Source organism: Haemophilus pittmaniae, from assembly GCF_900186995.1.
In the GTDB taxonomy this organism is placed as follows: Bacteria; Pseudomonadota; Gammaproteobacteria; order Enterobacterales; family Pasteurellaceae; genus Haemophilus_D; species Haemophilus_D pittmaniae.
Window position 1 is genome coordinate 344,417 of sequence record NZ_LT906463.1, and the last position, 14,527, is coordinate 358,943.

Annotated in this window: 15 protein-coding genes; 12 read left to right on the forward strand and 3 right to left on the reverse strand. The window is 43.7% G+C overall.

All coding sequences use genetic code 11. The features are described from left to right. Window positions 1-4 precede the first annotated feature (4 nt). The 6 genes from ileS to CKV74_RS01730 all read left to right on the forward strand — a co-directional run bounded on the left by ileS (window position 5) and on the right by CKV74_RS01730 (window position 5,812). On the forward strand, window positions 5-2,830 hold the full coding sequence (ileS, locus tag CKV74_RS01705) for an isoleucine--tRNA ligase (RefSeq protein WP_007243486.1): 2,826 nt from the start codon (window positions 5-7) through the stop codon (window positions 2,828-2,830). 93 nt (window positions 2,831-2,923) lie between these two features. Further along, window positions 2,924-3,424: a signal peptidase II gene (gene lspA, locus CKV74_RS01710; protein ID WP_007243516.1), complete on the forward strand. Its 501-nt coding sequence runs from the start codon at window positions 2,924-2,926 to the stop codon at window positions 3,422-3,424. Then, window positions 3,421-4,365, forward strand: coding sequence for a 4-hydroxy-3-methylbut-2-enyl diphosphate reductase (gene ispH / locus CKV74_RS01715; protein WP_007243507.1), 945 nt, complete (start codon window positions 3,421-3,423; stop codon window positions 4,363-4,365). The genes lspA and ispH overlap by 4 nt, the downstream gene beginning before the upstream one ends. Window positions 4,366-4,409: 44 nt before the next feature. Next, window positions 4,410-5,009, forward strand: a complete 600-nt coding sequence (gene rdgB, locus CKV74_RS01720) for an RdgB/HAM1 family non-canonical purine NTP pyrophosphatase (RefSeq protein WP_095176657.1) — start codon at window positions 4,410-4,412, stop codon at window positions 5,007-5,009. 9 nt (window positions 5,010-5,018) lie between these two features. Beyond that, window positions 5,019-5,336, forward strand: coding sequence for a heavy metal-binding domain-containing protein (locus tag CKV74_RS01725; RefSeq protein ID WP_095176658.1), 318 nt, complete (start codon window positions 5,019-5,021; stop codon window positions 5,334-5,336). A 149-nt stretch (window positions 5,337-5,485) separates the two neighbouring features. Next, window positions 5,486-5,812 carry a ComEA family DNA-binding protein gene (locus CKV74_RS01730; RefSeq protein WP_007243523.1) on the forward strand — a complete coding sequence of 109 codons (327 nt, stop codon included), beginning with the start codon at window positions 5,486-5,488 and terminating at the stop codon, window positions 5,810-5,812. Between the two features lie 133 nt (window positions 5,813-5,945). On the opposite strand, the gene CKV74_RS01735 is transcribed toward CKV74_RS01730, so the two are convergent. From CKV74_RS01735 to CKV74_RS01745, 3 genes are all read right to left on the reverse strand, one after another. Beyond that, window positions 5,946-7,091, reverse strand: a complete 1,146-nt coding sequence (locus CKV74_RS01735; RefSeq protein ID WP_007243485.1) for a glycerate kinase — start codon at window positions 7,089-7,091, stop codon at window positions 5,946-5,948. Window positions 7,092-7,099: 8 nt separating this feature from the next. Continuing rightward, window positions 7,100-8,362 (reverse strand): GntP family permease, encoded by a 1,263-nt coding sequence (locus CKV74_RS01740; protein WP_007243487.1) that lies wholly within the window; start codon window positions 8,360-8,362, stop codon window positions 7,100-7,102. A gap of 119 nt (window positions 8,363-8,481) precedes the next feature. Further along, window positions 8,482-9,576: a sugar diacid recognition domain-containing protein gene (locus CKV74_RS01745; RefSeq protein WP_095176659.1), complete on the reverse strand. Its 1,095-nt coding sequence runs from the start codon at window positions 9,574-9,576 to the stop codon at window positions 8,482-8,484. Between the two features lie 195 nt (window positions 9,577-9,771). Between CKV74_RS01745 and cysK the strand changes: the two genes are divergently transcribed. The 6 genes from cysK (at window position 9,772) to CKV74_RS01775 (ending at window position 14,469) form a co-directional block, all read left to right on the forward strand. Next, window positions 9,772-10,722: a cysteine synthase A gene (cysK, locus tag CKV74_RS01750; RefSeq protein WP_007243495.1), complete on the forward strand. Its 951-nt coding sequence runs from the start codon at window positions 9,772-9,774 to the stop codon at window positions 10,720-10,722. Window positions 10,723-10,919: 197 nt separating this feature from the next. Then, window positions 10,920-11,693, forward strand: a complete 774-nt coding sequence (locus CKV74_RS01755; protein ID WP_095176660.1) for an amino acid ABC transporter substrate-binding protein — start codon at window positions 10,920-10,922, stop codon at window positions 11,691-11,693. Then, window positions 11,677-12,393 (forward strand): amino acid ABC transporter permease, encoded by a 717-nt coding sequence (locus CKV74_RS01760; protein ID WP_007243503.1) that lies wholly within the window; start codon window positions 11,677-11,679, stop codon window positions 12,391-12,393. The genes CKV74_RS01755 and CKV74_RS01760 overlap by 17 nt, the downstream gene beginning before the upstream one ends. A gap of 9 nt (window positions 12,394-12,402) precedes the next feature. Further along, entirely contained in the window at window positions 12,403-13,161 is a 759-nt protein-coding gene (locus CKV74_RS01765) for an amino acid ABC transporter ATP-binding protein (RefSeq protein WP_007243506.1), read from the forward strand. 109 nt (window positions 13,162-13,270) lie between these two features. Next, window positions 13,271-13,687 carry a phosphate-starvation-inducible protein PsiE gene (gene psiE, locus CKV74_RS01770; protein WP_007243517.1) on the forward strand — a complete coding sequence of 139 codons (417 nt, stop codon included), beginning with the start codon at window positions 13,271-13,273 and terminating at the stop codon, window positions 13,685-13,687. A gap of 2 nt (window positions 13,688-13,689) precedes the next feature. After that, a complete protein-coding gene (locus tag CKV74_RS01775; protein ID WP_007243513.1) occupies window positions 13,690-14,469 on the forward strand; it encodes a 4Fe-4S cluster-binding domain-containing protein in 780 nt (259 codons plus the stop codon). Window positions 14,470-14,527 lie beyond the last annotated feature (58 nt).

Genomic DNA, 14,527 nt, shown 5'->3' on the forward strand with positions numbered 1-14,527 from the left:
TAACATGACAGTTGATTACAAAAACACGTTAAATTTACCTGAAACAGGTTTCCCTATGCGTGGCGATTTAGCCAAACGCGAACCTGTAATGTTAAAAAATTGGTATGACAAACAGTTGTATCAAAAAATCCGCCAAGCAACGAAAGGTAAAAAATCCTTTATTTTGCACGATGGCCCTCCGTATGCGAACGGTAATATTCATATCGGTCACGCCGTTAATAAAATTCTGAAAGATATTATTGTTAAATCCAAAACCGCATTAGGTTTTGACTCGCCTTATATCCCAGGTTGGGACTGTCATGGCTTGCCAATTGAATTAAAAGTAGAAGGTTTAGTGGGCAAACCAAACGAGAAGATTACAGCAGCTGAATTCCGTCAAAAATGTCGTGAATATGCCGCGGAACAAGTAGAAGGACAGAAAAAAGATTTTATCCGTTTAGGTGTATTGGGCGATTGGGATAATCCTTATTTAACGATGAACTTCGACACCGAAGCAAACATCATCCGTACACTCGGTAAAGTGATTGCTAATGGCCATTTATACAAAGGTTCAAAACCGGTGCACTGGTGTTTGGATTGTGGCTCTTCTTTAGCGGAAGCAGAAGTGGAATATGAAGACAAAGTTTCTCCATCTATCTACGTGCGTTTCCCTGCTGTAAGTGCGGTTGAAATTGAAGAGAAATTTAACGCAGTAGGCAAAGGCCATGGCAAATTATCTGCGGTGATTTGGACCACCACACCTTGGACAATGCCATCTAACCGTGCGATTGCAGTAAATGCAGACTTAGAATACAACTTAGTACAACTTGGCGATGAGCGTGTGATTTTAGCTGCTGAATTAGTTGAGTCTGTTGCGAAAGCGGTGGGTGTAGAACAAGTTGAAGTATTAGGTTCAGTAAAAGGTCAAGCGCTTGAGTTAGTACGCTTTAACCATCCGTTCTATGATTTCACTGTACCAGTAATTTTAGGTGATCACGTTACTACTGATGGTGGTACTGGTTTAGTACATACTGCGCCAGATCATGGTTTGGACGACTTTATTGTCGGACAAAAATATAATTTACCAATGGCGGGTCTTGTATCGAATGACGGTAAATTTATTTCAACGACTGAATTCTTTGCAGGCAAAGGCGTATTTGAAGCCAATCCATTGGTTGTTGAAAAATTACAAGAAGTGGGCAACTTATTAAAAGTTGAGAAAATCAAACACAGCTACCCACACTGCTGGCGTCACAAAACCCCGATTATTTTCCGTGCGACTCCGCAATGGTTTATTGGCATGGAAACACAGGGTTTACGCCAACAAGCATTAGGCGAAATCAAACGAGTTCGCTGGATTCCAGATTGGGGTCAAGCGCGTATCGAGAAAATGGTTGAAAACCGCCCTGACTGGTGTATTTCCCGTCAACGTACTTGGGGAGTGCCGATGACCTTATTCGTGCACAAAGAAACCGAAGAACTTCATCCGCGCACCTTAGAGTTACTTGAAGAAGTGGCGAAACGCGTAGAAAAAGCTGGTATTCAAGCATGGTGGGATTTAGACGAAAAAGAATTATTAGGGGCTGATGCCGAAACCTATCGCAAAGTACCTGATACCCTTGACGTATGGTTTGACTCAGGATCAACCTATTCTTCTGTTGTCGCAAATCGTCCAGAATTTAACGGCCAAGATATCGATATGTATTTAGAAGGTTCTGACCAACACCGTGGTTGGTTTATGTCTTCTTTAATGCTTTCTACCGCAACAGACAGCAAAGCACCATACAAACAAGTATTAACGCATGGTTTCACCGTGGATGGTCAAGGTCGTAAGATGTCAAAATCTATCGGTAACATCGTGACACCACAAGAAGTCATGGATAAATTCGGTGGTGACATTTTACGTTTATGGGTCGCTTCTACCGACTATACCGGTGAAATGACCGTTTCTGATGAGATCTTAAAACGTGCAGCGGATAGCTATCGTCGTATTCGTAACACTGCGCGTTTCTTACTAGCTAACTTGAATGGTTTTGATCCGCAACGTGACGCCGTTAAACCAGAAGAAATGATTAGCTTAGATCGTTGGGCGGTAGCTTGTGCGTTAGATGCACAAAAAGAAATTAAAGAGGCGTACGATAACTATCAATTCCACACAGTAGTACAACGTTTAATGCGTTTCTGTTCTGTGGAAATGGGCTCGTTCTACCTTGATATTATCAAAGACCGTCAATATACCACCAAAGCAGACAGCCTTGCGCGTCGTAGCTGCCAAACAGCGTTATGGCACATTGCAGAAGCATTGGTTCGTTGGATGGCACCAATCCTGTCATTCACGGCGGATGAAATTTGGGGCCACTTGCCACAAACAGCAACGCCACGTGCTGAATTCGTCTTTACTGAAGAATTCTACGAAGGCTTATTTGGTTTAGGCGAGAATGAAAAATTAGATGATGCTTACTGGCAACAGCTGATTAAAGTTCGTTCTGAAGTGAACCGTGTATTAGAAATCGCACGTAACGACAAAGTGATCGGTAGTGGTTTAGAAGCTGAAGTAACCGTTTATGCTAACGATGAATATCGTGCATTGTTAGAACAATTAAGCAATGAATTACGTTTCGTATTAATTACCTCAAAAGCGGAAGTCAAACCATTAGCGGACAAACCTGCGGATGTGGTTGCAGGTGAGTTAGAGGGAATTGCGGTAAGCGTAGCACGTTCCAACGGTGAAAAATGCCCACGTTGCTGGCATTATTCTGACAAAATCGGCGTAAACCCTGAACATCCGACTCTTTGTCCGCGTTGTGTGGAAAACGTAGCGGGTAATGGTGAAATCCGTCGTTTTGCGTAAAACCTATGAAAATCAGGGCGTATCGCATACGCCCTTTAATCTATTATTTGGGGCGTATGCGGTACGCCCCTACATTTTGTTAGGAATGTAGTAATGGCGAAAACCAAATCCGGTCTGTCTTTTCTCTGGCTCAGTGTGGCTGCTTTCGTACTTGATTTATTAACCAAATATATTGTGTTACAAAAATTCGACTTGTATGAAAGTTTAAATGTGCTGCCAATGTTTAATCTCACCTACGTGCGTAACTATGGTGCGGCCTTTAGTTTTTTAGCCGATCATAATGGTTGGCAACAATATTTCTTTGTTCTACTGGCTGTAATAATTTCATTGATGCTGGTGTATTTCCTGAAAAAGAACAGCATTGCTCAGCGACTACAAAATAGCGCCTATGCCCTGATTATCGGAGGTGCATTAGCCAATATGGTGGATCGTCTCTATCATGGTTTCGTAGTGGATTTTTTAGATTTTTATTGGCGCGATTGGCATTATCCGGTATTCAATGTGGCCGATATCGCCATCTGTATCGGTGCCGGTTTATTAGCCATTGATGCATTTAAAAGCGACAAAGCAAAAACACAAGGCGAACAAGCATGAAAATAATCCTAGCCAACCCGCGTGGTTTTTGTGCCGGAGTGGATCGAGCCATCAGTATCGTAGAACTAGCATTGGAAATTCATGGCGCTCCGATTTATGTACGGCATGAAGTCGTACATAACCGTTTTGTAGTGAACGGCTTGCGTGAGCGTGGTGCAATTTTTGTGGAAGAATTAAGCGAAGTACCGGATGGCGCTATTGTCATATTCTCCGCTCACGGTGTATCCCAAGCTGTACGCCAAGAAGCCAAAGAACGCAATTTGAAAGTCTTTGATGCGACCTGCCCGCTAGTAACTAAAGTCCACATGCAGGTTGCCCGCGCTAGTCGTAAAGGCACCAAAGCAATTTTAATCGGTCACAAAGGTCATCCCGAAGTGGAAGGAACCATGGGACAATACAGCAACCAAGATGGTGGTATCTATCTGATTGAAAGCGTGGAAGATATCGCCCGCCTTCCGCTACGGGAAAATGATGACCTCACCTTTATGACCCAAACTACCCTATCCTTGGATGATACCGCTGAGACGATCAGCGCACTGAAGGAAAAATATCCGACAATTCAAGGTCCACACAAAAATGACATTTGTTATGCTACCACTAACCGTCAAGAAGCAGTGCGTGAATTAGCCAAGCAATGTGATTTAGTGATTGTGGTGGGCTCCAAAAATTCCTCCAACTCCAACCGTTTAGCGGAATTGGCCTCGCGTATGGGGGTTAAATCTAAACTGATCGATGATCCTAACGATATCCATGCCGATTGGTTTGATGATGTTCAAACTATTGGTGTCACCGCCGGTGCCTCGGCTCCAGAAGAATTAGTCCAATCGGTGATTAACCGTATTGGTGATTTTGGTGCAACCACCATTGAAGAATTACAGGGCTTAGAAGAAAATATGTTCTTCGAAGTCCCAAAAGAACTCCGTATTAAAGCAGTAAATTAATCCCGAGGGCGTATCATCAGACGCCCTTTTTTAAAGGAGATACTATGAAACAGAAAATCGTACTAGCAACCGGTAATCCCGGTAAAGTAAAAGAAATGGCTGATGTATTAGCCGAATTTGGTTTTGATGTAATCGCACAAACAGAACTTGGTATCGATAGTCCTGAGGAAACTGGTCTCACCTTTGTAGAAAATGCCATTTTAAAAGCCCGCTATGCCGCTGAAAAATCCGGGTTACCGGCCATTTCCGATGACTCAGGTTTAGTCGTTGAGGCCCTAAATGGCGCACCGGGACTTTACTCTGCACGCTATGCTGGAGTTGATGGCGAACAAGCTGATGCTGCCAATCGAGCTAAATTATTAGCTGAATTAGGCTCTCTGCCATCGGCTCAACGTGGTGCTAAATTTGTCAGCACCATTGTCTTACTACGCCACCCAACGGATCCTTCACCAATTATTGCGCAAGGTGAATGCCAAGGCGAGATTCTCTTTACCGAAAAGGGGGAAAATGGCTTTGGTTATGATTCACTCTTTTTTAGCCCGGAATGCGGCTTAAGCTTTGCGGAACTCGCAACCGCTGAGAAGAAAAAAATTTCCCACCGCGCCCGCGCATTAGCCCAACTCAAACGTCAATTAGGTGCATAAGGAAAATAGATGATCATTACTACAACTCAACAAATTGAAGGCAAACAGATTGTTGAATATAAACAAATCGTATTCGGTGAAGTTGTTGCCGGCGCGAATTTTATCCGTGATTTCTTTGCCTCTATCACCGATGTTATCGGTGGCCGTTCGACAGTGTACGAGCGGCGTTTAGCCCGAGCTAGAGAAGATGCTTTGGAAGAAATTCAAAAAAAAGCAAAAGCCCTAGGTGCCAATGCAGTGGTTGGAGTGGAAATCAATTACACGACCGTTGGTGTCAAAAGTATGTTTATGGTCATCGCCAGCGGAACCGCAGTCGTTGTGCGTTAACCCATAGTTTTCCGGCTTAATTCAACTCATTTTGTGATTCGTATTCCAAACTGTGGGCGAGAAGTTGGAGCGAATATAGCATTTCCGTAAAAATAGACACCGTTGAATGATTCAACAAGACTTTTTGCTTAATTGAAGGAAATGTTTGTATGAAACTATTAAAAACTCTCTTTGGAGCCTGCATCGTGGCTAGTGCAATGCTATCCAATAACGCCTTAGCTGAAGATAAAGTGGCGGAAAGCACAGCACAAACCATGCAGCAAAGCCAAGCCGATGTAGCGGGTAAACTTAATATTAACACCGCTGGTGCTGCTGAAATTCAACGAGCAATGATCGGCATCGGAGCAAAAAAAGCCGAAGCGATTATTCAGTACCGTGAAAAACATGGTAATTTCACAGCAGTAGAACAACTGCTGGAAGTCCAAGGTATCGGTAAAGCCACCTTGGAAAAAAATCGGGACAGAATCACATTATAATCCTTGGAGTCACATCCTTGTTAATGCAAAGGGCCAATCGTCAGATTGGCTCTTTTTTTATCCCAAATGCCCTATCAGTTTCTTGAGTTTTTCCAAAAACAACATATAACCCATTGATTTTATTGACATTAGATTAAAAACCAGGATTATTCCGCAACGCCATCAAACGGGCTACGTTTTCTGCGGCTGAAATTAAATTCTGCTCACCCTGTTTGAGAATAGTTGGTAAATCACCAAGGCTACGGATAATCGGGAATACAGCATCAATACCATGTTCATACACCACATCATAATCCTCACGTAAACAGCCCACAATAGCCACCACCGGCTTATTAAACTGTTTGGCTGTCCGCGCGACGCCCACCGGGGTTTTACCCAGGATGCTTTGCGCATCCATGCGGCCCTCACCGGTAATCACCAAATCGGCATCTTTGACTTGCTCAGCCAATTTCAGATTATCCAATACGATTTGTACTCCAGCTTTCAGTTGCACATGTGGCAAGAGCAATAAACCACCACCCATACCACCTGCTGCACCGGCGCCTGCTTGCTCTCTAATCTGTTTGCCACAATCCCGTTCGGTAATCGCGGCGAAATGCGCTAACGCGGCATCAAGTTGTTTTACCATTTCGGCTGTGGCACCTTTCTGTGGTCCAAAAATCGCAGAAGCACCACGCTCACCACAAAGCGGATTATTCACATCACAGGCCACTTCAATTTGTACCTGCTGTAATCTTGGATCTAAGCCGTCCGTTTGGATTTCTGTAATATTCGCCAATTCCGCGCCGCCAAAGCCGATAGATTGGCCGTCTTTATCCAACAAACGTAGACCTAATGCCTGCAGCATGCCGACGCCGCCATCGTTTGTTGCACTTCCACCAATCCCTAAAATAATATGTCGCACATTGAGATCAAGAGCTTGTTTAATCAACTCCCCGGTACCAAAACTGGTGGTTAGACAAGGGTTTCGTTTCTCCATTGGCACCAGGTGCAACCCGGAGGCCGCTGCCATTTCAATAATGGCGGTGTGTCCATCACCGGATAAACCGAAAAAGCTTTGTACCCGATTGCCTAGCGGGGCTGTTACTACTGTTTCAACTAAACGCCCTTGAGTCGCATCGACCAAGGATTGCACGGTACCTTCACCACCATCCGCCATCGGTAATTTCACATATTCGGCATTTGGGAAAATGCGTTTAAAACCGATTTCAATCGCGCTTGCGACTTCTAGCGCGGTTAAGCTTTCTTTAAATGAATCGGGAGCAATAACAATTTTCATACATCCTCCTAGAACCAATGAAATACACCGAAAATTAACGTAGAGACGATAGTCATAAGTAAACCGATCGCACTTTCATAAGGAATGAGTTTTAAACGTTCTTTCATATCCATATTCACACTACCGCCTGTTGCATGGAAGAAAGAACCGTGCGGCATATGATCAAATACGGTCGCCCCTGCATGAATCATTGCTGCGCCGGCCAGGCTACTCACACCAAGTTCTAATAAAGTGGAACTAAACACATTGGAGGCCACTGCGGTACCTGCTGTAGTCGATGCAGTTGCCAAGGACATTAAAGCACCGGAAATTGGAGCAAGAATGTAAGAAGGTAAACCAGAATGTTTTAATCCTTCGATCAACACATCTTTCATGCCCGAATTCGCAATAATACCGGCTAATGCCCCCGTACCAAGTAACATAATCGCTACCGGAGCCATTTTGCCTAAACCGCTTATTGCATAACTATTAGCATGGCGCAATTTCCCCATACATAATGCACCGATTAAACCGCCAAGCGGTAAGGCAATTAAAGGATCAATTTTAATATCCGCTAATGGTCGAAGCGCAAGCAATAGAATCGCGACTAATGGTGCAATCAGGGCAGTTCCAAAGGATGGTAAATGTTGCGTTTCAACGCTAACCACTTCTTCTACCAATACTCGAGAACCTTTATTTCTTAAACGTTTAGCCAAGAAATACGTCAGGATCAAACCAAAAATTGCCGGAATAATGCCCGCCATCATGACCGATGTTAACGGCAGGTGGAAGGTATCCGCTGCCGCAATCGCATTAGGATTCGGAGACATTAGATTACCGGCTTTACCACCACCTACCATCGCTAAGAGGATTGCTGGTTTGGATAAATCTGTGCGGCGGGCGAGCGCCAATGCAATTGGGGATACGGTAATTACGGACACATCCACAAATACACCAACTGCAGTCAAAATCATAGTCGCTAAAATTAATGCCAATAATGCTCGGGTTTCCCCTAAAATTCGCACAATTGTTTCGGCTATGGTATTCGCTGCACCGGATTCAATCAGCACTCCGGCTAATACCCCGGCCGCTAAAATACGCATGACCGCGGTGGTAATTCCTTGTGCACCACCAATCATCAAACTGACGGTCTGTGATAGATCGGCACCACCGATAAGACCACCAACTAATGCCCCAACTAACATGCCGTAAGCGGGTGAAACTTTTTTCAAAATTAAGAAAATTGCCACAATCAGCGCTGCTAATGCACCTAGGGCAGATACGGTCGTCATAGAAACCTCCGATAATCAACTAAGATATTCGGAGTATGCAAAATGAAGAGATAAATTGCGCTGTTATAAAGTACAAAATAACCACTTAAAACAATGCAAATTTAGTTAAATAATACAAATTAAATGCCCAGAACAATCGCTAAATAGAAACTCAACTTATCATCTATGTTATTGAAAGATAAGCCGGTTACCTGCTCAATTTTAGTGAGACGATAACGTAATGTATTAGGATGAATATACAGTTTCTGCGCACTGAGAAGTGGATCACAATTTGCTAAAAAATATTGTTGCAGGGTTTTCAACAGAACTTTATTTTCCGGCATTCGAAGCGGAGCCAAGGGTTTTAATAATTCCTCCGCCTGCCAAGAATCGGTCAAACCGGCCAACAGCACCGGCAAACGATAATCTTCAAATAAGTAATACTGTTTGCGAGGATGGTGTTTGAGACCATAATCGAGAGTGGTTAAGGCCGTACGATAAGACAGGCTCAAGGCATCGCCGCCGGCCTCCGCCAAACGGACACCAACCGCTACCTTATAACCACAATCCAAATATTCCGACGGTAGTAAGGTGTTATCTAAATTAAATAATTTTAATGGTTGCAACACCACAATTTGATCCAAGGATAATATTGCCACCTCCTGTGAAGGTTCGGATTGCTCCAAATAATTGACTAAATGTTGCAGGTTTTCCACATTCGGATTAAGCAATTTAATAAGCAGCACAACCCGTGGCAAATCTAGAGAGAAGGCAAAAAATGCAGCTTGACGAACCATTTCTTGCTGGGAAAGGTTGCCTTTGATCAGCTGTAAAATAAATTCCTCCTTATAACGACGCTCCCAACTTTGCCGTTCGACTAAAGCATCTTGCTCAACAATCAGTTCAGCCGTCATTCTCACTAGCTCAGCATAATCTTTAAGCTTATCGGGATTGCCTGAAATACCAACTACGCCAATATTTTTTCCCATATAACGAATAGGCAAGTTAATGCCGGGTTGAGCTTCAAAATTCCATTTTTGAGCTAGTGCATCATCAATTTCCACTATCCGATTTTCACGTAATGCCAGCACAGCACCGGTGTGCAACTGACGTAATCGGCGGATATCACCGGAAGCAATAATAATACCTTGCTCATCCATTACATTGACCGAATGGCCAATAATTTTCATCGCCCGTTTCACTATTTTCTCTGCCAAAATTCCGTCAAGCCGCATATCAAACCGCTCCTATTACGATGCTCAATTGCGCTCTACTTTACTGTGTTTAAAGCAACTCCGCCACTTGTCACAAAAAGCGCAAAAATATCATTTAGTTATAAAATAGATCGAATAACTATTTTTTTTATCTGAAAGCAGGTGATATAAATTCCCACATTCAAATACATTCGAATCACACTCGAGGAAGAGACAATGACAATTTATGCAGACAACTCATATTCAATTGGCCACACACCGTTAGTACGTTTACACCATTTTGGCCATAACGGTAATGTCGTAGTAAAAATCGAAGGACGTAACCCTAGTTTTAGCGTGAAATGCCGTATTGGTGCCAACATGGTATGGCAAGCAGAAAAAGATGGCATCCTCACCAAAGATAAAGAAATCGTCGATGCAACTAGCGGCAATACCGGGATTGCATTAGCCTATGTCGCTGCAGCTCGCGGTTACAAAATTACCCTTACCATGCCGGAAACCATGAGCTTAGAGCGTAAACGTTTACTCCGTGGTTTAGGCGTGAATTTGGTGCTTACCGAAGGCGCAAAAGGAATGAAAGGGGCGATTGCCAAGGCAGAAGAAATTGTAGCAAGCGATCCGAACCGCTATGTAATGCTAAAACAATTTGAAAATCCGGCTAATCCGGAGATCCATCGTAAAACCACCGGAGAAGAAATCTGGGTTGATTCCGAAGGGCAAGTGGATGTGATCGTGGCCGGCGTCGGTACCGGTGGTACCATTACCGGTATCTCCCGGGCGATTAAACTGGATCATGGCAAAGCCATCACATCCGTTGCTGTAGAACCGACCGAATCCCCGGTTATTACACAAACCTTGGCCGGTCAGGAAGTTAAACCGGGCCCACACAAAATCCAAGGTATCGGGGCTGGTTTCATTCCGAAAAATTTAGATTTAAGCCTTATCGATCGCGTAGAAACCGTGGACAGTGAAACAGCCTTAGCAACATCCCGTCGCTTAATGGCTGAAGAAGGTATTCTAGCCGGTATTTCTTCCGGTGCAGCAGTAGCCGTAGCCGATCGCTTGGCTAAATTACCGGAATTCCAGGACAAACTGATTGTTGCGATTTTACCTTCTGCAGCTGAACGCTATTTAAGTACGGCGCTTTTTGAAGGTATCGAAGGCTAACTATTCTATACCCTCCAGATAAATAGAGAAGTTGTGCGGTGTGAGCTTAACGGCCTACACCGCTTTTTTATAACTGATTATTTTTTCTACGAAATTTATAACCAATTGCAATAAGTCATAAATAAAAGCGCTTTTGTATTTAGTCACTTTGCTTTTACAATCCTGCCTAACTTATCCATAAATAAAAGGAACAATTGATGAAAAAATCTATTCTTAGCAGCCTATTGATCGCTGCCGGTCTTATTTTTAGCTCCGTAGCCAATGCCGGAGAAATTTCTGATCGGGTAAATCAAAGCAAAACCATTTTAGTCGGTACCGAAGGCACCTACGCTCCTTTCACTTTCCATGACAAAACTGGCAAATTAACTGGATTTGACATCGAAGTATTACGTAAAGTGGCCGAACGTCTAAAACTACAACCAGAATTTAAAGAAACCGCATGGGATGCCATGTATGCGGGCCTTAATGCCAAACGTTTTGATGTGATTGCCAACCAGACCAATCCGAGTCCGGAACGTTTAAAAAAATATATCTATTCCGCACCTTATAACTATTCAGCCGGTGTGGTGGTGACTCGTGCCGATAACGATAGCATTAAATCCTTCGCCGATCTAAAAGGCAAAAAATCCGCTCAATCGGCGACCAGTAACTGGAGCAAAGATGCGCGCGATAATGGAGCGATTATCGTCACCGTGGATAGCTTGGCGCAAAATTTAGAATTGGTAAAACAAGGCCGAGTGGATGCGACCGTTAACGATAAAATCGCGGTACTCGATTATTTTAAACAACACCCGGAAGCCGGCCTAAAAATTGCCGTTGAAAGTCCAAATAAAATCCCGACCGGATTTGCCTTCCTTAAGGGCGAAGAACCATTGGTAGAACAGTTTAATCAAGCACTTGACGAACTGCGCAAAGACGGCACCTTGAAACAGCTTTCAATTGAATGGTTCGGTGATGACATTACTCAATAATTTACTGGCCTCATTACCATTTATGAATGCCGAACGAGCCGATTATCTAATCGACTCGTTTTGGCCTATGTTGGAAGCCGGATTGCTCTACACCATTCCACTAGCCATCGTATCTTTTATCTATGGCGTACTGATTGCCCTTGGTGTGGCAATTATTCGTACCATTCCGGATGGTGGCCGTCTGATTCGATTTCTACAGTTACTATGCCGAATATATATTTCAATTATCCGTGGGACACCAATGTTGGTGCAGATTTTTATTATCTTCTACGGATTACCGGAAGTCGGCATCACCTTAGAACCATTTCCGACAGCAATCATTGCCTTTTCCATTAATATCAGCGCCTACGCAGCCGAATCTATTCGAGCAGCGATTTTAGCGGTACCCAAAGGGCAATGGGAGGCGTCCTACGCCATTGGTATGAACTATCGGCAAGCATTTTTCCGCACAATCATGCCACAGGCCTTAAGAATTTCCGTTCCTTCACTATCTAATACCTTTATCAGCACGGTGAAGGATACCTCCTTGGCATCCTTGGTACTGGTCGCAGAATTGTTTCGGGTGGCGCAGAATATCACAGCGGTTAACTACGAATTTATTTTAATTTATAGCGAAGCCGCGCTGATTTATTGGATCTTCTGTTTTATTTTATCCCTGCTGCAAAACCGTTTGGAAATGCGGCTTTCCCGTCATTTGTAAGGATTGCACATGTTACAGGTAAAAAATATCAACAAAACGTTCCACGCCAATTCGGTTCTAAAAGGGATTGATTTTTCTATTGAGAAAGGTGAAGTCGTCACCTTAATCGGCCCTTCCGGTTCCGGTAAAACTACCTTTTTACGTTGTCTAAATCTGCTTGAGCGGCCGGAACAGGGACAATTGGATTTTGCTGACCTGCACATTGATTTTGCACATAAAATCAATAAAGCTGATGAGCTGGCGCTACGTCGTCGCACTTCCATGGTATTCCAACAATACAATTTGTTTCCCCATCGCACCGCCTTAGAAAATGTGATGGAGGGCATGGTCACGGTACAGAAAATAGCCAAGGATAAAGCAAGAGACAAGGCGCTAGCGCTGTTGAAAAAAGTCGGACTGTCCGATAAAGCCGAATTATACCCATCGCAGCTGTCCGGAGGTCAACAACAGCGGGTAGGCATTGCCCGCGCTTTAGCCGTCGAGCCACAATTAATTTTATTGGATGAACCCACTTCTGCATTGGATCCTGAGCTGGTGGGAGAGGTGCTACAAACGCTCAAATTATTGGCACAAGAAGGCTGGACTATGATTATTGTGACCCACGAACTCAACTTTGCCAAAGAGGTCGCTGATCGAGTAATCCTGATGGAACAAGGGCAAATTGTAGAGCAAAATCGTGCTAGCGAATTTTTCAATAATCCGCAGCAGGAACGTACCCGTCAATTTTTATTACAGGCCAAAATGCCGATGTGGGATTATTGTATTTAGATGCTGCCATTCTATTCATTGATATTCATTAAACGCCCTATTTTTCCTCTTTTCGTCGTGCGGCATTTCCATTAAAATGCCGCCTTTTATTTTCCCTAGGTATTTTTTTATGGAAGAAAATCAACAAGAACGCCTGCCACAAATTGTGACCGGTGTATTAAAAATCGTCCTCTCCTTTGCCTTGATCGCATTGGGCGTGGTGCTTATCGTCGCCTTAGCTAAAGTAACCTACCAGCTGGCCACTATTGTCTTGAGCAGCTCAACTGTAGTGCCCTATGATGTGGCAGAACAGGCCGTAATGTTTTTCCTCTATTTCGGTTTTATTGGCCTTATCGTGCAATATTTTAAAAGCGGCTATCATTTTCCATTACGCTATTTTATCTATTCGGGGATTACCGCCATGCTGCGCCTAATCATCGTAAACCATGATAGTGCCACCGATACGATTCTCTTTGCCGGCGCTATTTTGATTATGGTCATTGCGCTTTGCTTAGTGCTCTATTCCGATAAATTGAAAAACATTTAAGCATGAACCTTGCAGAAATATCTCTACCGTTGCACCGCATCATTCCCTTTTCTAATGTGGAGGGTCGGGGCAATCGTTGTGCAGTATTTCTGCAAGGCTGCAAACTCAATTGCCTGTATTGCCACAATCCGGAAACCATTCCGCGTTATACCGCAGAAGCCAAATTGGTCAGCCTACAATACCTATTTGAACAAATCATGGAGGCCCGCCCATTTATCCGCGGTGTGACCTTCTCCGGCGGCGAACCCACATTGCATCATCAAAAACTACTGCCTCTTTGCCAAGCCTTACGCGCCCAAGGTTTATCGATTTACTTGGATTCTTCGGGCTTTTTTGAATTCGATAAAATCAGCCCTTTAATTGAAGTATGCGATAAATTTTTATTCGATCTTAAAGGTGATGGGGAAGGCCTTGGCGCCCTCTGTTTTGATCGGCAAAATCGTACCGGACGGGTTTTACCAAACTTGCCACAGCGCCCATTACGCCCGCAAAATCTCACCCGTAATCTCCACAATCTGCAGCAGTTACTTACCTTAAATAAGGTAGAAGAAGTCCGATTAGTACTGATTAATGGTTTTTTCGATGCTGAAGAGTTGGTTAAAAAAACCGCTCAATTACTCCGTCCTTATCCAGATGTGTTATTTAAATTAATTCGCGTCCATAACCAAGGAACGCGCGATGCAGTCGGCCTCAGCCCGCTGATTCCAAGTATCGAACAAACCCAAGCCTTAGGCGAATTCGCCCGTACGCAAGGGCTCAACAATCTCAGCATCATTTTATAAACGCCCCCTCAAAAATCCGATTTTTTGCCAAAAATACGCATAACCCATTGATTTTATT